Origin of the sequence: Mycoplasma tauri, assembly GCF_016925555.1 — a bacterium.
Taxonomy (GTDB): Bacteria; Bacillota_I; Bacilli_A; order Mycoplasmatales; family Metamycoplasmataceae; genus Mycoplasmopsis; species Mycoplasmopsis tauri.
The window spans coordinates 465,722-484,939 of the sequence record NZ_CP070479.1; the positions used below are offsets into that span (position 1 = coordinate 465,722).

Consider the following 19,218-nt stretch of genomic DNA (forward strand, 5'->3'; position numbering starts at 1 on the left):
AAATCTCCTTATTTTTTATTTTTAATAATAAATTATTTTTGTATTATTGACACAATTATTTTATTAATTTGTTTATTTAAATCTTTGAAATTTTCATTAATCATATTGCCAAAATTATAAAAAGCATCACTATGGTTTCTATGAATTTCATGAACTAGTTCATGTAAAATAATTGTATCTATAAACTTTTCATCAAGAGCTATCATTTTAACATCGTATATTATTTTACTAGTTCGTAAATGTTTTTTGTAATTAGTTCCTCATGCAGTATTTTTTAAATTAATAGAAAAAAGAGGATTATTTATTTTTACACCAAAATTGTTGATTTTATTAGTATATTCAAATTGTTTACTTACTACATATTTTTCTAAAATTCTTTTAAGTGTGTATAAAAAAACTTTTTTTCTTAATTCATCATTTATTTTTAGCAATTGATTGCAATATATTGTAAGCTGTGAATTTATCTCATCAAATTTAAAACTATGAGACAGTCTTGGATTATAGTTTCAAATTAAACTAATAGGCCTGCCAAATAGAACTATTTTATGATTATCAGCAGAATAAGAAAGATTAATATTAATTACTTTTTTGGCTTTTTTGTTTGCTTTTTCTAATAATTTAAAAATTAAGCTCTCAATGTTGTAATTAGTATATATCTGAGAATTAAAACTAACCAAACTACTTGAAATAGTTACAATATTTTCATTCTTAAGTGAAACATTTATATTTTTTAAATGGGGTTTATATGTATGAAAAATTAAAAATTCATTGTTTAAATATTGAATTTTCTTTATAAAAGTAGATTTATTACTTGACATTTTGGTTAATTATCTTTTCAAATTTTTTCATATCTTTAATAGATTTTGTTCTACTTAAATTAACAATATCAATAACAGCCTTTGTTTCTTCAAATGACATATTAGCCTCATCTGCCATATCATTATCAACTTCTTTTAATATATTGTCTATTTTTTCAACATTAGTAATTATTGACCATGAGTCTTGATGGCTAATATCATATGTTGTTTCATTTGGAAAAATAAGCAGTGAAAAAACAGGAACGTTAAAATTACACATTTTATAAAAATGTTGTATATGACGGAAATTTTGAATTAATGGATTCTTAATTTTAATTTCTTTTCTATTATTTTTAAGCGTAAGATTATCAGAAAAAGACTCACCGTAAATGTGCCCATTTAAATATTTAATTTCTACAATGAAAACAGCTTTGTCACCAACTAAAATGGCATCCATTTCAAAAAAATGATTTGACGAATATTTAAACAGCCCACCATTTAAAAACTTATAGTTATTATTTTTTGCAAAAGTTATTAATTGATTTTTTGTTTGGTCTTCAAATTTTAAACCAATAGTATTTCTTTTTTTATTTTTAAAATAGAACCAAAAGTAAAAAAATAAAGCAAAAAATAATAAAATTGTTGTAAAAACAATAGCAATAACTAATCCATACATAGTTTAAATTATAACCTTTATTTTCTTTCTAAAATGCTTTTCAAATATTGGCCTGTATAACTAGATTCAACTTTAGCAACTTGTTCTGGCGTTCCGGAAGCTACTAAATTACCACCGCCTTTACCACCATCTGGGCCTAAATCAATTATGTAATCGCAACACTTAATAACATCGAGATTATGCTCAATTACAATAACAGTGTCACCATTATCTACAATATTATTTAAGACTTTTAATAAATTATCAATATCATATGAGTGTAGCCCTGTAGTTGGTTCATCAAGAACATATATTGTCTTTCCTGTAGCTTGTTTTTGTAAATAAGTAGCCAATTTTACTCTTTGAGCCTCTCCGCCACTTAAAGTTGTAGACGGTTGACCTAATTTAATATATCCAAGACCTACATCTAAAAGGGTTTTTAATTTATTCTTGATATTAACCCTAGCGTCAAAAAATATAATTGCTTCTTCAACAGTCATTTCAAGTACATCAGAAATTGATTTACCATGGTATTTAACTTCTAAAGTTTCTCTATTGTATCTTTTGCCATCACATTCATCACAAGGTACATAAACATCAGGTAAAAAATGCATTTCAATTTTTAAATATCCATCGCCTTGACATTTTTCACATCTGCCACCAGGCACATTAAAACTAAATCTACCTTTTGCATAGCCTCTTGCTTTTGATTCTTCAACTGATGCAAAAATGTCCCTAATATCATCAAAAACTGATGTATATGTAGCAGGATTAGATCTTGGTGTTCTGCCAATTGGGCTTTGATTAACCGCTACTATTTTGTCAACATTAAAAGCTCCTCCAAATGATGTAAACTTACCTACTTTACCTTGAGCAGTTTTTGACAAATATTTAGTTAAACCTTTTACCAAAATCTCATTTACTAAGCTACTTTTTCCACTTCCAGACACTCCGGTAACTGCAATAAATTTACCAAGTGGAAACTTAACATTTATTTTTTTAAGATTGTTTTCTGCAGCTCCATTTATGCTAAGAACTTTGCCATTTCCAGATCTTCTGAATGATGGAATTTCAATTTTTCTTTTTCCTGATAAGTAATTCCCTGTTATAGACTTATCACATTTTTTTATATCTTCTAATGAACCCTGGGCAACAATTTCACCGCCATTAACTCCAGCATAAATGCCAATATCAACTATATGATCTGCTTCACGAATTGTTTCCTCATCATGTTCAACAACAATCAAAGTATTGCCTAAATCAACCATATTTTTAAGTGCATCAATTAGTTTTTCATTATCTTTTTGATGCAAACCAATAGAAGGCTCATCCAAAACGTATAAAACTCCTGTTAAGTTTGAACCAATTTGGGTTGCCAACTTTATTCTTTGACTTTCACCACCACTTAATGTCTCTGCATTTCTATTCAAAGTCAAATAACCAAGACCAACTTTTTTAAGAAATGATAGTCTATTATAAAGTTCATTTAAAATTAATTGAGATATATGCGCTTCTTCATTATTTAGTTCTAATTTTTCTAGAGATTCCAAAATGTCATCTACGCTCATTGAAATTAAATCATTTATATTGTAGTCATTAACCCTTACGCTTAATGCATATTGATTTAGTCTTGAACCTTTGCATTTTGAGCATGAAAATGAACCCATATATTTTTTTAATCATTCTCTGATTCTTTCGCTTGATGTATTAAAATAACTGTTTTCAACTTTATCTAGTATGCCCTCTATATGTTTATTTCTTCTCAATTTATTCCCGCTTGACGAAATTAAAACATATTCAATGTCATCCTTTGAACCATATTTTATAATTTCTAAATCTTCTTTTGATAAAGAATCAATTGGAGCATTTTTGTCTATTTTATAGGTGTTTAATAAAATATCAAACTCTTGTCATTCTAAATTTTGACTATTAACAGTATTTTGAAAAATTTTAATTGCGCCATCATTTATTGTTCTTCATTTTTCAGGAACAAGCGCATCAAAATCTGCCCTTAAATTGACTCCAAGTCCCTTACATAATTCACATGAACCAAATGGTGCATTAAATGAAAATAATTTAGTGTCTATTTTTGGCATTTCAAAATCTTTATAAATACAAGAGTGGAGTTTTGAAAACTTCTTAACTTCACCTTCAATAGTTTGTATTTTAACTAAACCTTTTGAATAATTTGTTGCAATTTCAACCGCTTCAGAAATTCTATTATAATTTTCTTCATTTAGAACAACTCTATCAATTACTATATCTACAAAGTGTTTAATATTTTTTTCAAGCTTTATCTCGTCGTCAAGAGAATAAATTTGTCCATCAACTTGAACTCTTAAATAACCATCTCTTCTTAATTTATCAAATAAATTTGCATGTGTTCCTTTTTCACCGTCAACCACAGGAGATAGGACCAAAAGCTTTGATTCATAGGGAAATTCATAAATTCCTTCAATTATCTGCTTATTAGTTTTGCTAGCAATTGGTATATTATGATTAGGACAAAATGGCTTTCCTATTCTAGCAAAAAGCAATCTAAAATAATCATAGATTTCAGTAACTGTACCAACAGTTGAACGAGGATTATTATGAGTTGTTTTTTGTTCAATAGAAATAGATGGACTCAATCCTTCTATTAAATCAACATTAGGTCTGTTTGTACCGCCAAGAAATAAGCGAGCATAATTGCTTAAACTATCCACATATTTTCTTCTGCCTTCTTCATAAATTGTATTAAAAGCTAAACTACTCTTGCCGCTTCCAGATAATCCAGTAAAAACAATTAATTTATTTTTAGGTAAAGATAAATTAATATTTTTTAAATTGTTTTCTTTTGCACCATGAATTATGATTTGATCTTTTGAAGACATAAATTCCTCCTTATGCGTTATTTTCACCTGCTCTTAAATCAATTATTATGTCCCTAATTTCCATAGCTCTTTCATAATTAAGTTCTTTTGCAGCTTGTTCCATTTGTTTTTTAAGATTTTCTATTAATTCATCTTTTGATAAGTTAGTATTAGGAGCTTTAGACTTTGAATTTTTAAAATAAAATGAAATAGCATCATCTATGCCATGACCTTGAATAGGCTCTGGTATTGGTTTGATAATTGTTTTTGGGATAATATTATGTTTTTTATTATATTCTTCTTGAATTTTTCTAATTAAAGTGTTATGCTCTATTGCCTCGTTCATACTTTTAGAAACTGAGTCACCATAAAAAATTACTCTACCGTTACTATTCCTAGCTGCTCTACCTGTTATTTGAATCAAACTTCTTGTTGATCTAAAAAAACTTTCGTTATCAGCATCAAGAACCATAATTAAACTAACCTCTGGCAAATCTATACCTTCACGAAGTAGATTAATACCAACAACACAATCATAAATTCCTTTTCTAAGTTTTCTAAGAATTTCATTACGTTCAAAAGTTTTGTGTTCACTATGCAAATAAGCTATTTTTTCATTTCTTTCCATGAAATATCTAGTTAACTCTTCAGCAAGTGTTTTTGTTGTTGTTAATATTAATGATCTTTCACCTTTTGTTTTTTGTTTTTGTAATTCATCATAAATATCTTCAACTTGCCCTTTTGTTGGTTTAACAGTAATTAAAGGATTTAACAAACCTGTTGGACGAACAAATAGTGGAGTTATAACTCCATTTGTTTGATCTAACTCATACTCATCAGGGGTAGCTGAAATATAAACTTTTTGAAAATCGAATTCACTTTCGAATTCATCAAAACGCAATGGACGGTTTTCAAGCGCACTAGGAAGTCTAAAACCATAATCAACAAGTGTTTGTTTTCTTGATCTATCACCTTTATACATCGCTTTCAATTGAGGAATCATCATATGTGATTCATCAATAAAAACAAGTGGATTTTTATCATGAAAATAATCTAATAAAGTATATGGTCTTTGACCAAAAGTCCTATCATCTAAGTACATAGAGTAATTTTCAATCCCAGGACAAGTTCCAAATTCAGACAATGAATCCAGATCTCTTTCAACTCTTTCTTTTATTCTTTGAGCTTCAAGAAGTTTATTATTTTTATTAAAATAATCAATTCTTTCTGTAAGTTCAACTTTAGCTAATTCACAAGTTTTTTTAATAATATCATTGTTAACTGTATATGCATCACCAGGAAAAATTAATAATTCATTATGAGACATAATTTTTTCTTTAGTAAGTGGATTTATAGTTACAATTGTATCAATTTCATCTCCAAAAAAATCAACTCTAATCATAAACTCGCTTGTATAAGCTGGCATTATATAAACCGTATCACCTTTAACACTAAAGGTGCCCATCTCTGTAACAAGATCATTTCTTTGATAATTTTTTTGTATAAGCATTCTTATAAAATCATTTCTTTTAATTTTTTGATTTTGTTTAATCAACATAAAGTTTTCTTCATATTCATAAGGGCTAAGAGCTCCATAAATTGCAGAAACTGAAGCCACCACAATAGTATCGTTTCTAGTCAAAATAGAGTTAACTGCACTCATACGCATAGCATCAAGCTCAGCATTTCTCTTGCTTGTTTTATCAATATATGAATCAGTTGCAGGAACATAAGCTTCAGGTCTATAATAGTCAAAATATGAAACAAAATATTCAACCTTATTATTAGGAAAAAAACCTTTTAACTCAGAATAAAGTTGGCTAGCAAGAGTTTTATTGTGAGAGAGTACTAAAACTGGTCTATTAAATTCTTTTATAACATTTGCTATTGTGAAAGTCTTACCACTACCGGTTACTCCTTGCAAAACTTGACTTTTTAGTCCATTTTCAATGCCATCAACTATTTCTTTTATAGCTTTTGGTTGGTCTCCTGCGGGTTTGTATTCTGACTTTAATTCAAAACGATTGATATTATTCATAACATAATTATAATTAAAATTTAATTGAAAATTAAAATAAAAACAGCAATGCTGTTTCTATTAACTTCTGTATTATTAATCATTTTCGAAAAAGATTTTATCAACGGTTGGTGTGTTATTGTCGTTTTGTCCATTAAGTCACAAAGCTATTTTTTTTCTTTCATATCTAGATATTCAATTTCTTCTTAAATTAATCATATTAAAAGCATAAGAAGCTCAAAAAACATAAAATTTTAGCAACCAAAAATATGGTTTTCTACTTCTTCATGGATTTGTATCATTATTTAGTGCTCTATCAACAATAAATGATAAGTTAAATAATTGAAGTAATGGTCCAAGAATAATGATTCATATAGGTAATAAAATGCCCATTGAAATCAATAAACCTATAGCTATGTCATCTCACTTTAATCTTACTAAAATAGCTATAGATGAGGCCAAAAGGTATAAAAATATTATCACACCAGTAAAAAAAGTTGGGTAAAGTTTTGCTTTATTTTTTGAATAACTTGCAATTTTTTCTAATTTATCAATTGGTAAATTATTATCCATTTTTCTCCTATCCAATAGTAACAGCTTCAGATATATATTCATATTTATATGAATAATTTTTCTTGTTGGTTCAAATGAGAACGCTACTACTAATTCCAAATTGACCAATAAACATAATAATACTTAGTGTTATTTTGGTTGCTATGTTTAAATCACTTGTGATACCAGTTGATAAACCAGTAGTACCAAATGCAGATAAAACTTCGAAAAATATATGTGTAGAATTATATTTTTTACTATCTATTTTACCTGAAAAGTAATCAAAACTTGACATAGATATAAGAGTTGCGAAAATAACTAAAATAATAGCAATAGTTGCAACTACAGAGCTCATTTTAACAGTCTCATCATCTATCCTACGTTTAAATGCTCTTACGCTAGGGCGACCAAAACTTTTTGCAATAATTGATAAGAATAAAATACCACAAGTGGTTGTTCTTATACCACCACCAGTTGAAGCAGGAGCCGCACCAATAAATGACAAGATACCAAGAACTCAAATTGATGGTTCTGTCATGTGATTTAATTCAATTGTTGAAAAACCTGCACTACGAGTTGACATTACCATAAAAAATATAGATCATACTCGATATCCTTCATTACTATAAAATAAACCATTATTATGAATTATTGACTCTGATTTTACACTTGCTGCTTCAAAGGACACTACAAATATAAAACCAATTAAAGAAACAATAAAAAATGTAAATAATGATATTTTTGTAAATAAACTTCATTTATATTTGACTTTTTTGTTTTTTATTTTTGCTCGAATATAGCTTGCAAAATCATGAATGACTGGATAACCAATACCACCAATAATAAACAATAATAGGAAAATTATTTGCAAACCTATATTTTTATAATATGGCAATAATGATTTGTCTCCTATTATGTCAAAGCCTGCATTATTTAATGCACTTATAGCATGAAAAATTCCATACCTAAAACTTAATTCAACATTACCTTTTGATTCTACATAATTAACATATTTAGGAAGATATTGAGTTGAAAGAGGATTAAAACAATAGAAATAGATTGTTAAAATACAAGAAGCTATAAACAATGTAATAATCAAAAATATCATGGAATCTTTTATCATGCTTCTATTTTTAAAATAATCTGAGTTTCCTCGCTCATATGAAATTAGTTCTACATCATTAAGCGACATGCGACCACGCATAAATATAACATTAATTAAAAATATTTTCAAAGCAAAAATACCAAGACCACCGATTAAAATACAAATCGCTATTATGCTCTGACCAAACATATTAAATGCAGCATATGCACTGTGAATTGATAAACCTGTTGAACTAAAAGCACTTGAAATAGTAAAAAAAGAATCTACAAATGTAATTTTATTACCCTTCGTATATTCTGCATTATGTGAAATTGGACTATAAAGAAAAAGCGAGGCAACTAAAACTATTAATAAATAAACAAAAAAAATAAGTTTAATTTTTGTTCCTTTTTTAGACAAAAGGCCAATTTTTCTGAAAAAAGCTATTATTTTGCTGTTTCTCCATCAATCTTTAAATCTATTATGTTTCATGATCAGTATTACCTTATTATAATAGTATTATTTATAACACTTTTAAAATATTTATTTAAAATTAAATTATTATTGCATACATATTTTAAATTATTTTACGGAGTTAAGATGTCTAAGAAGAGAAATAAAGATATTTGCGTCATTGGAGCTGGTCGTTTTGGTCAAGCAGTAATTAATCAACTATCAAAAATGGATTGTTCGCTTTTGATAGTTGATAGTAATGAACAAAGACTAAGCGAATATAAAGATGTAGCTCACAAAATTGTAATTGCTGATGCAGCTAACACTAAAACATTAAAAGCTTTAAATATAAAGGAAATGGATACTGTAGTTGTTGCAGTTTCTGACAATATAGATATTGTTGCAGCTTTATTAGAAATGGACATCAATAATATTATAGTAAGAGCAAGATCTAGAAGACATGCCAGAGTTCTCAAACAAATTGGTGTTAATGTTATTATCCAACCAGAATATGAAGCTGGTTTGAGAACTGCTTTAATAGCAGCAAATCCAAACTTCATGCGTTTTAGCCAAAACTTACAAGAAGTTGGCGATGGTTTTGTTATTGGAACTACTAGCTTAAACAATGCTAAATATGAAGGCAAAACAATTAAAGAAGTAAAATTCTACGATTATGGTGTTAGTGTTGTTTTAATTAAAAGAGGAGCTAAAAGCATTCTTCCTGGTGGTTTAACTACTCTAGAAAAAGGTGATATTATGACTTTAATTGGTAAAGTTCAAGATGTTACTAATGCTCTAGGAGAACTTAATAAATAATAAATTTAATAATAATTTATTGAACGTCTACATGCTTGCATGGGCGTTTTTTTATATTTATATTGAAGTAATATTCATAAAAAGTTACTTTTCATTCTATTTAATAGGTTTTTCACTAAAAAAATGAGAGTTAATATAATAGAAATTTACTTATTTAATATAAAAATTAAAAAAATTTATAAAAAAAATGCACAAATTGCGTACATTTAACTTGTTTAATTAAAAAGCAAATGAAAAAGGCTTATCTAAATTAATTTTAACTTTTACAGTTTCATTTTGGCCATTAACATTTTCAACATAGTAAGCTTCATTTAATTCTCATTTTCCTTTGAATTTAGGAACAAATTTAAAATTAATAACTAATTTATTACCGTTAATAGTTATTTGTGGATTAGGTTTTTTGTTAATATCTAAATTAAATTCTTTACCTGGTACACCATTTTGAGAAAAACTAAGTCTAACTTTTGGAACGCGTGGTGGCTTAGAATTAATATGATCAATAACATCTTGAGTTGTATTTATTTCTCAATTAAAAGTCGTCATCCTTGGTTTTCATTGTGGATCCTGAGCTTTAAAACTTTCTGATCTAATTTGTACTTGATATGTTTTTATTTCTTTTTCATCTCAAGTGCTTTATTCTTTTATTTTCTCAATCTCTTCATCCATTTTATTTTGCAATTGTTCATATTCACCAACAGTTGCTAAATATTGTGGAGCAGATTCATAAATTTCTTTTGCTTTTGATAAAATATCAGCAAACATTTTTTTGGCTTGAGGATCGTTTTCATCTTGTGAAGAATAGAAATCTACTAATTCTTTATAATTTTTCTCAAATTCACCGCGACTACTTTCTTTAAGTCTAGGATATATTGATTTGAGAATTTCTTCTAATTTTAATAATACATTCTGATAACTTTCCTTATCTGGATTAGCGTCTAATGATGATATTGTTGCTTCAATTTTCTTTTTAAGTTCATTCTTTAATTCATCTGAAGAACCCGCATATGAATTGTGATTTTCCATACTATTTTCGCCAGATGGAACTGTAGTATTACTATGTGCTTGTTCAAATTCTTTAATAAATTTTTCAAGTTCTTCTTTTGCTTCTTGTTTTGTTGCAAATTCAGTTCTAAAACCAAATTCATTAGCACTTTTATTGTGACTTTCAGTATTCATATCATAAATAACATCTAATACTTCTTTATATGCTTCTTCATAATTATTTTCAGCATGACCAAGATAATATTGTTCGTCAACTAGCAATGAAATAAATTCTTTCTCTGCTTTAGTATAATCATCACTTTTTAGATATGTATCTTTAAGATCTTCAAAAACTTTTTTTCATGGAACACGTGCGAATGTTGAATCTGATAATCCATCTAAAGCGTTTTGAACATCTTGAAGTTTGCCTGATTTCTTCAACTTAGAAAATGCAGACTCATGTTTAATTGATGGTTGAATGGGTACATCAATATTGTCCTGATTATCTTTATCTGGATTAACTGGGTTATCAATGTTTTTCTGTATTTGCTTACTTTCACCTCTAATTTGGCCTCTATTAGCACATGAAGCTGCAACTAATGGGAAAATTGCTATTGATGATAATGAACCTAAAAATAATGTTAATTTATGATTTTTTTTCATTGTGTCCTCTCATTGTAAAAAATTAATATTAATTGTAATGTTAATCTGTTAATTAAGTTTAATAATTATAAATAAAATTTAATAATAATTAAGCATATTATTTCAAGTAATTAAATTTATTGTTGTTATTTTTATTCTTTTTTTATAGGCTGTTTAAAAAAATAAATACAAAATTTTTAGTAAAAAAAGTTGCGTAAAATTATTATTTTAAATGTTATAAAATATATGAATATGGCTAAAAATATAAGAAATCAAGTTTTGAGCATAGATGAATGTTTTTATAAAACAAATAATAATGAGAATATTGTTGATATTAAAAAAGTAAAAATTTTAAAAAATGAAAGTGTAATTTTTTTAGTTAATGACAACTCATTAAGTCTTTTCAATAATAATTTTTGAAAAATTTTAAAAAGTAATTCTAATCAATTAATTTCTTGTTTTAATAATGCTCCAAAAACTAATTTTAAAAAATATGTAAAAGGTAAAAAATCCTTAGAAAAAATTAACTTTTTTAATATTAAAAATATAAATCAAAAAGGAAAAAAATCTTGTTTACTAGAATATTTTTCACAAATAAATACTAGCCTAACTGTTGAAAAAAGCAAAATTGACATAATACTAAAAACACTTAGGAGATATGAATTTGCAATAAAAACAAATATGTACAAAATTATTCAAACTAAGATTAACCACTTTTATAATTATTTCCAAAATCTTGACAATTATTTATTTTTAAGCATTCATAAAATACATAATTTTATTAAAGAAAAAAAATACAAATTAGCCTATGAAGAAGTCTTATTATTAAAAAAAGAACAAGAAAAAATTATTACATTAATAATCAAGTTAATTATTAATATAAATATAAAATTTAACAACCATTTCAATTTTTTAAAGGATGTCATAGTTAACAATATTGATTATTCAGGAGATAATAAATTAATTTTATTGGAAAGCCAATACAATTTTGTTAAAAAATTTGCAAATGCAAACATGTTTGATATTAAAAAAGGTTTAATTATTAGAGATAAAACAAATGCTATTAGAATATTAGAGGACATGTTAAAAAAAATAAAAAATGATGCAATAGAAGAACTAAAATATCTAATAAATAAATACAAACATAAAATGCATAATGATAAAGAAAGAGCAAATTTATTTGAAAAATCTTCTCCTCAATATCGTTTTTTAATTAAAAAAACTGAAGTAGAAAAACATATTTATAAATTATTAACTAATAATTTTAAAAAATTACAATTTTTATCTGTTGAAGAAATTCATGATTTAGGAAAAAATTTAAATTATGAACTTAAATATTTTATTAACAATAATTTATCCTCATTCCATTACAATCAAAAATCATTTAATATTCCAGATATAAGATTTGAAATTTCAGAAAACTTTACATTCAATATTGAATCATATATAACATCATCAGAGCAAACAGAAAAAAATATTTTAAAAAACATTAGAAAAAATAAAGAAATAATAGCCAAAACAAAAGAAAAATTTTATAAAGTCAACGATGATTATAAATTTGATGTTTTAATTAAAGATTTAAAAACAGAAATAAACCAACAAAAAAGTCGTATTGAATGAAGAAAAAAACTTGAAAAAAATAAACATGATATTTTTTTAAAAAACAATAAAGAAATGTTTGACTTAATTTTTAAAACAGATGAAATATTTGAAAAAATATCTAAAAAAATTCAAAAAATTGGAACTCCAATGTGATTTTTAAAGAAATGAATTTTTCCATTTTTTAAAGGAAAAAATACTGATTTTATGGATTTTTATAATGAAATCCAAAAATTTAAAAATACTTACAATGGATTCAGTTCACTTTTTGGTAAATTTATTTCTTTATTAAAAACTTTGCTTGAAGAAGAAAATATAAGCAGAAAAAAAATAAAGGAATCTTACTTATTTATGCTTTTTATAGATATTTTTGACAAATCTGGCATACCTGTTTCTAACATTGTTTCAGATATTGAAGATGTTTCATATTTTAATAAAGTTAAAATGGCATTTATTTCTAAATTTGTTAATAAACCAAAATTAGTAATAGTCGAAGATGATATTAACAACAAAGATTTTATTCAAAAAAATAAGCTTATTGAAGACATGAATAGAATTGCAAAGAGTCATGATTCAAGTTTCTTATTTTTAACTAATAATAAAGAGCTGTTGAATCAAAGTTTTGACTTTTGTTTCATGATAGTAAATAACAAAGAAATCGAATATGGATCAATCAAATCTATATTAACTGACCCTATTAATCCAATAGTTAAATTCAACATTTTAGGAAAAAATATTCCAAAAGATGCTATTAATGTATCTGATGATAATTTTATTTTTAGTGATGAAATAAAAATAAATAATGAACACTTTTTAATTTCAACATACAACCAATTTAAATCTTGAACTACTACAAAAAAACAAGATTCCACAAATGATGCAAAAAACTTAGTGGAAAATGCGCGTGATCAAGAAAAAACAATTTCCGTACAATTGGAAAACTTGATAACTCCTTTTTACAATGAAGAATCAATAATAATTGATATAAAAAAATCTGATATAGAAAATAATGAACAAATGATAAAAACAAGCAACCTAATCAAAGAATTTGAAAATATGCATAAAATGGCTAAAAAATAGCATATTTTATGCTTTTTTTATAATCTCCCAAAATAGCTATTTGTGCTATAATTTATAAGATATATTATTAATTTACGAAGTATGATAATTTTTTGTAAATAATTTGTAATTTTATGTGGGGGCCAAATATGAAAAAAATAAGCAAAATTTACTCACCACTAGAGTTCGAAAAGCAAATTTCACAGAAATGAATTAATAAAAAATTCTTTAGTAAGCATGATTTAAATAAAAAACCGTTTTCACTTTTACTTCCTCCACCAAATGTTACAGGAGTATTACATATTGGTCATGCACTTGATGAATTTATTCAAGATACAATAATCAGGTTCAAAAAACTTGAAGGTTATGATACTTTCTATATTGCTGGAATGGACCATGCCGGAATTGCAACTCAAAGCAAAGTTGAAAATCATTTAATGAATACTAAAGGTTTAACAAAATATGACCTTGGTAGAGAAAAATTTCTTCAAATGGTTTGAGATTGAAAAGAAGAATATGCATCTAAGTTTAGAAAACAATGAGCACTTTTAGGTCTTGGACTTGATTATGAACGTGAACGTTTTACCCTTGACAAAGGCTCAAATGAAGCTGTTAATAAAGCTTTTATAACTTTATACAATAAAAAACTTATTTATCGAGATACAAGAGCAATAAATTGAGATCCAGTTTTAAAAACAGCTGTGTCAAATATTGAAGTTATTAATGAGCCCACTGAACAAATAATGTATTACATTAAATATAAACTTAAAGACAGTGACAAATTCTTAACAATTGCAACCGTAAGACTTGAAACACTACTAAGTGATGTTGCAGTTGTTTATAATCCTGAAGATAGCAGATATAAGGATTTGAAAGGCAAAAAAGTAATTCATCCTTTAACTAATAAAGAGTTGCCAATTATAGCTGATTCTTATGTTGATCCAAAATTTGCTTCTGGATTAATGAAGTTGTCAGCACATGCTGAAGTTGATATAAATATTATTAAAAAACATAATTTAGAAATTAATGAAACTATTGACAAAGATGGTTTAATTAATTGTCCAAATAGTTTATTTCATGGCCTAGATAGACTTGAAGCAAGAAGAAAAATTGCACAATATTTAGAGCAAAATAACTATTTAGTAAAGCAAGAAACAACGATTTCAAATGTTGGATATTCTGAACGTTCAAAAGCTCCAATTGAAATTTTAGTTATGCCACAATGATTTGTTAAAATGGATACTTTAGCACAGAAAGTTCTTAATGATTTGAATTCCAAACAAGCTGTTAAATTTTATCCAAGACGCTTTATAAATACTTTAAGAAATTGAATGAAAAATATTCATGATTGAACTATAAGTCGTCAACTTTGATGAGGACATAGAATACCTGCTTGATACAAAGATGATCAAATAAAAGTTCAAGTTAAGTGTCCAGGAGAAGGTTGGAAACAAGATAATGATGTTTTAGACACATGATTTAGTAGTGGGATTGCACCTTTTTCATTCCTGGGATGACCAAAAAGCCAAAAATTAGTTAAAAGATACTTTCCAACAGATTTATTAGTTACAGCTTATGACATAATATTTTTCTGAGTGGCTCGTATGTATTTCTTTGGACTCGAATTCATGAATAATAAACCATTTAAACACGTTTTAATTCATGGACTAGTTAGAGATGAACAAAATAGAAAAATGTCCAAATCTTTAAACAATGGAATTGAGCCAAGCGAAATAATTAATAAATATGGTTCTGATGCTTTAAGATTTTTCTTAGTTACTAATTCATCACCTGGTTTTGACACAAGATTTAGTTATGAAAAAGTAAAATCAGCATGAAATTTATGTAACAAGTTATGGAATATTGCAAGATACATAAATATGTTAGATGATGATAAAACAATAAGAAAAAGTCCTGCAGATTTATGGATTAACAACAAACTTAAAATGCTTCAAAACAAAATTAACAAAGCAATGAGTAAATATGAATTAACAATTATTGGGACAGATATTTCTAATTTTGTATTTAATGATTTTTCATCATGATATATAGAACTACTAAGGATTTTTCCTAGTAAAAAGCATGCGCTTGAAAACCTTAGAAAATTATTGTTAATATTACATCCTTTCACTCCATTTGTAACTGATTATTTATACAAATTAATTTATAAAAAAGAGCTTTTAGATCAACAATTCCCTATAATAAAATCATCAAGAAGTATAAAAATTAAAGATGTTGAAAACATTATTAAAGCTACAAAAATCATCAGGCGCTATCGTGAAGATAATAATTTAAGTAAAAAAGAAATTGTTAATTATTATTCTAATAATGACTCATCTATTTCTATATCAGCAATAAATAAATTAGCAAATGCAGCATTTAAACAAAATTCAGATATTTTATTTTCTGATGGAAACTTTAAAATCTGAATTGAACAAAGCGATATTGCTAAAGAAAAAAAATCATCTGATTTAGCTTTAAAAATTCAAAATGTAAAATTTGAAATTAAAAGAGCTCAAGATATGCTTAATAACGAAAACTTCATTAAAAAAGCTCCAAAAGCAAAAATTGAACTGGAAAAAAATAAACTTGAAAGCTTTTTAAAACAATTAAAAGAATATGAAAAGGAGGTTTAAATGATAATTTTAGACGGCGTTAAAATAGCAAAAGAAAGAACAGTTGAACTTATAGCAGAATTCGATGAGATTTCTAAAATTATTGGTAGAAAACCTATTTTATCAATTATTCAAGTTGGAGATGATCCTGCATCATCGCTTTATATAAGAAATAAAATAAAAAAAGCTGAGCAATTGGGTGTTGAAGTTATTTTGCACAAATATGACAAAAATATTTCTCAAAATATGCTTTTAAAAAAATTAGATGATATTAATGAAAAAGCAGATGGAATAGTTGTTCAATTACCTCTTCCAGATCATATTTCTCCAAAAGTGATAATGAATGGGATAAGACTTGAAAAAGACGTAGATGGACTATGTGAAAAAAGCACTTTTAGTTTCTATAATGATAAATATGAAGATTTATCATTTACTCCAGCAACTGCAGCAGCTATTATGGATATCATAAACTACTATAAATTAGACCTAAACGGAAAGAAAGTTGCTGTTATTGGAAGAAGTTATTTAGTAGGGAAACCTGCCGCTTTCCTAATTAAAAAACTGGGGGCAAATGTATCAACATACAATAGAAACACAGGAATTAAAGGAATCGAATCTGCTGATTTAGTTGTTTCTGCTGCAGGTCATCCTAATTTAGTAAAAAATTCAAACGTTAAAGAGGGCGCTTGATTAATAGATGCTGGAATATCACTAGTAGAAAAAGACGGTGGAAAAGTTTTTGTTGGTGATGCAAACTTTAATGGTGATTATTCTAAATTATCTGGTTACACACCGGTTCCTGGTGGTGTAGGATCATTAACTGTTATTTGGCTTTTTAAAAATTTAGCCAAAGCTATAAAACATGAATATCAAATTTAAATGTTAAAAATTCTAAAAAAAAAAAAGTGATTTTTTCAGAGTTTCTCTCATATAAAATTTTAGGTTATTAAAAAGTTTATAATTTTATGTTATAGACTTTTTTTATTATAGGAGGTGTATAACAATGAAAAAAACTAATAAAATTTTAAATTCATACTTTATTGTTCCGCTTGCAACATTTCCAATAATTTTAACCGCTTGTGGTAACAACAACAAAAATCAAAATGAAAACAATATTACAAAAGCTCAAAATTCAATAAATGAATTAGAAAAAATTGTAAATGAAAACAGAAACTCAATATTTTTGTCAGATATTGACATACAAAAATATGATGAATGGATCAAAAATAATAAGAAAAATTTAAACGAATCGAATGCAAAATTAATAGAAGAAACTTCAATCAAATTTATAAATGAAACTAAATCTAAAAAAGAATCCACATTTAAAAAACCAAGTGATGAAATTTTACAATTAGCTAAAAATAAATTGAAGTTTAGCTATCCAAATATATCTGAAACTAAATTAAAAGATGCTGATGAACAAAAAATAGAATACATTTTGCCTAATGATTTTGAATTTTCTACTATTAAATTTTCTAAGAATGAAGAAACACAAGACATAACAATTATTTATAAACTCAAAATGAAAAACTCTGAAATTGAACATAGTAAAAACCAATTTTTTGAATTAAAAGGTTGAGCAAAATCAGATGAACAAATTGAAAAAGAAAAAGAGTTACAAAATCAATTAGAAAAAAATCTAGATTTATTAAAAGTTAGATTTTTAAACGAAAAAGCCTATAAAAATGTACTTGAAACAAATTCAATTAATAACTATGAAAACAAACCTAATTTTGTTGTATTTGGATATGAAGAAGATGTTTATATCTATAAATTAAATGATTTAGTCAAAAAAGGCGAAAATGACTATACAATAAAAGTTAAATTATCATTAAAATCAAACGACAAAATTTTTAAAGAAAAAATAGTTGAAATAGATAAAGAAAAATATGGCAAAAAAGATCAAATAAATCCACATGCATTATCAAAAGAAGAACAAATTAAATTCCTAGAATCTGAAATTGATAAATTAGAAATTTATCCAATGTATTCAAGAGATAAAACATTTTTAGAAAGAAAACAATATGATAAATTAACTGATAAATCATATTGAAAATCTTCAATTAATCATCAACTTAATTATGAATTTTCAGAAATAAAAGATGAAAATGATTCTAAAAAAATAACTGTTAAAGTTTCATTTGCAGATTTTGAAAATAGCCCATCATTTGCAAAAGAAATTAATATAAACTTGAACAAATTAGGTATTGAAGAACTAAATAAAATTAAAAAAGAAAAAGGACAAGCTCCTGTTGAAGATCAATATGCTCCAGAAGCAACTATTCAAAATAATTCAGAATTTGAAAAAATCAATCTAGAAGGCTTTAAAGATACTGATGAGGATGAAAAAATAACAAGCAATGCTAGTTATGCTGATTTACATAGAAAGCAACTTAATAGTTTAAAAAAAGCTAAATTTTATATCTTAAATGAAGATGTAAAAAATAAAATTCTTAAAGATCAAAACAGCTTTCTAGTTGGGCAGCATTTTGTTTATGACAATGAAAAATTTAAAACTAAATCTGAAATATTCTTTTATACCAAATCAACTTCATTTTCAAATTTACAAAATGTGTTTATTTTTTCAAAACCACTTATTGAAAATAATAAAATTAAATCAATAAAAGTAACATATGGAAGTCTTACAGAAATTCAAAATAAAGATTATAGTAATTTAAGTTCAACAAGAGTTGAATTGCTTGATGAATTTGGCGAAACAGAACTCAAAAGACTTGAATTAACAAAAGAAATTGAAATTAAAAAAATTCATGAAGACCCTACATATAATGGACAATACACAGAACATGATTTTGATGTAAACAAGTTGGTTTATAAAGAAGATATTCCAGAAGGATTTACAATAGTCAAACCTATCGAAAAACCAAAAGCTTCTGAAAAATCAGGTAAGAAAACACTCACCGTTTCAACTTATTATCAAAAAAATGGAATTAAATCATACTCATTTAAAACTAAATTTCCATTAAACAATTAATATTAATAGTTTCTGCTAACACAAAAACACACGAATATTATTTTTTTGTGTGTTTTATTTACTTTTTAAAAAATCTAAATGTGTTTAAGTCTTTTGAAAATAAG

General features: G+C 25.8%; 13 protein-coding genes. 5 read left to right on the forward strand and 8 right to left on the reverse strand.

The window, feature by feature from the left end; all coding sequences use genetic code 4:
* Positions 1 to 32: 32 nt before the first annotated feature.
* From JS510_RS01970 to JS510_RS01995, 6 genes are all read right to left on the reverse strand, one after another.
* Complete coding sequence (locus JS510_RS01970) at positions 33 to 818, reverse strand: YgjP-like metallopeptidase domain-containing protein (RefSeq protein ID WP_205517094.1); 786 nt, start codon at positions 816 to 818, stop codon at positions 33 to 35.
* On the reverse strand, positions 808 to 1,473 hold the full coding sequence (locus JS510_RS01975; RefSeq protein WP_205517095.1) for a nuclease-related domain-containing protein: 666 nt from the start codon (positions 1,471 to 1,473) through the stop codon (positions 808 to 810). The genes JS510_RS01970 and JS510_RS01975 overlap by 11 nt, the downstream gene beginning before the upstream one ends.
* Before the next feature lie 17 nt (positions 1,474 to 1,490).
* Positions 1,491 to 4,325: an excinuclease ABC subunit UvrA gene (gene uvrA / locus JS510_RS01980; RefSeq protein WP_205517096.1), complete on the reverse strand. Its 2,835-nt coding sequence runs from the start codon at positions 4,323 to 4,325 to the stop codon at positions 1,491 to 1,493.
* Positions 4,326 to 4,335: 10 nt separating this feature from the next.
* Positions 4,336 to 6,342 (reverse strand): excinuclease ABC subunit UvrB, encoded by a 2,007-nt coding sequence (gene uvrB, locus JS510_RS01985; RefSeq protein ID WP_205517097.1) that lies wholly within the window; start codon positions 6,340 to 6,342, stop codon positions 4,336 to 4,338.
* A 75-nt stretch (positions 6,343 to 6,417) separates the two neighbouring features.
* Entirely contained in the window at positions 6,418 to 6,894 is a 477-nt protein-coding gene (locus JS510_RS01990) for an MAG0130/MAG3770 family membrane protein (protein WP_205517098.1), read from the reverse strand.
* 7 nt (positions 6,895 to 6,901) lie between these two features.
* Positions 6,902 to 8,449, reverse strand: a complete 1,548-nt coding sequence (locus tag JS510_RS01995; RefSeq protein WP_205517099.1) for a TrkH family potassium uptake protein — start codon at positions 8,447 to 8,449, stop codon at positions 6,902 to 6,904.
* Positions 8,450 to 8,557: 108 nt separating this feature from the next.
* On the opposite strand from JS510_RS01995, the gene JS510_RS02000 reads away from it, so the two are divergent.
* On the forward strand, positions 8,558 to 9,226 hold the full coding sequence (locus JS510_RS02000; protein ID WP_205517100.1) for a potassium channel family protein: 669 nt from the start codon (positions 8,558 to 8,560) through the stop codon (positions 9,224 to 9,226).
* Between the two features lie 219 nt (positions 9,227 to 9,445).
* Here JS510_RS02000 and JS510_RS02005 read toward each other — a convergent pair whose 3' ends face one another.
* Together JS510_RS02005 and JS510_RS02010 are read right to left on the reverse strand one after the other, a co-directional pair.
* Positions 9,446 to 9,769 carry a hypothetical protein gene (locus JS510_RS02005; RefSeq protein ID WP_205517101.1) on the reverse strand — a complete coding sequence of 108 codons (324 nt, stop codon included), beginning with the start codon at positions 9,767 to 9,769 and terminating at the stop codon, positions 9,446 to 9,448.
* 90 nt (positions 9,770 to 9,859) lie between these two features.
* A complete protein-coding gene (locus JS510_RS02010; RefSeq protein ID WP_205517102.1) occupies positions 9,860 to 10,870 on the reverse strand; it encodes a variable surface lipoprotein in 1,011 nt (336 codons plus the stop codon).
* 231 nt (positions 10,871 to 11,101) lie between these two features.
* Here JS510_RS02010 and JS510_RS02015 point away from each other — a divergent pair, with 231 nt between their 5' ends.
* The 4 genes from JS510_RS02015 to JS510_RS02030 all read left to right on the forward strand — a co-directional run bounded on the left by JS510_RS02015 (position 11,102) and on the right by JS510_RS02030 (position 19,114).
* Positions 11,102 to 13,528 carry an MAG1360 family OppF-related protein gene (locus JS510_RS02015; RefSeq protein WP_205517103.1) on the forward strand — a complete coding sequence of 809 codons (2,427 nt, stop codon included), beginning with the start codon at positions 11,102 to 11,104 and terminating at the stop codon, positions 13,526 to 13,528.
* A 128-nt stretch (positions 13,529 to 13,656) separates the two neighbouring features.
* The gene (locus tag JS510_RS02020) at positions 13,657 to 16,143 is read left to right on the forward strand and encodes a valine--tRNA ligase (protein WP_205517104.1); all 2,487 of its coding nucleotides are present in this window, start codon (positions 13,657 to 13,659) and stop codon (positions 16,141 to 16,143) included.
* Positions 16,144 to 17,001, forward strand: coding sequence for a bifunctional 5,10-methylenetetrahydrofolate dehydrogenase/5,10-methenyltetrahydrofolate cyclohydrolase (locus tag JS510_RS02025; RefSeq protein WP_205517105.1), 858 nt, complete (start codon positions 16,144 to 16,146; stop codon positions 16,999 to 17,001).
* Between the two features lie 124 nt (positions 17,002 to 17,125).
* Positions 17,126 to 19,114 (forward strand): hypothetical protein, encoded by a 1,989-nt coding sequence (locus JS510_RS02030; protein WP_205517106.1) that lies wholly within the window; start codon positions 17,126 to 17,128, stop codon positions 19,112 to 19,114.
* Positions 19,115 to 19,218 lie beyond the last annotated feature (104 nt).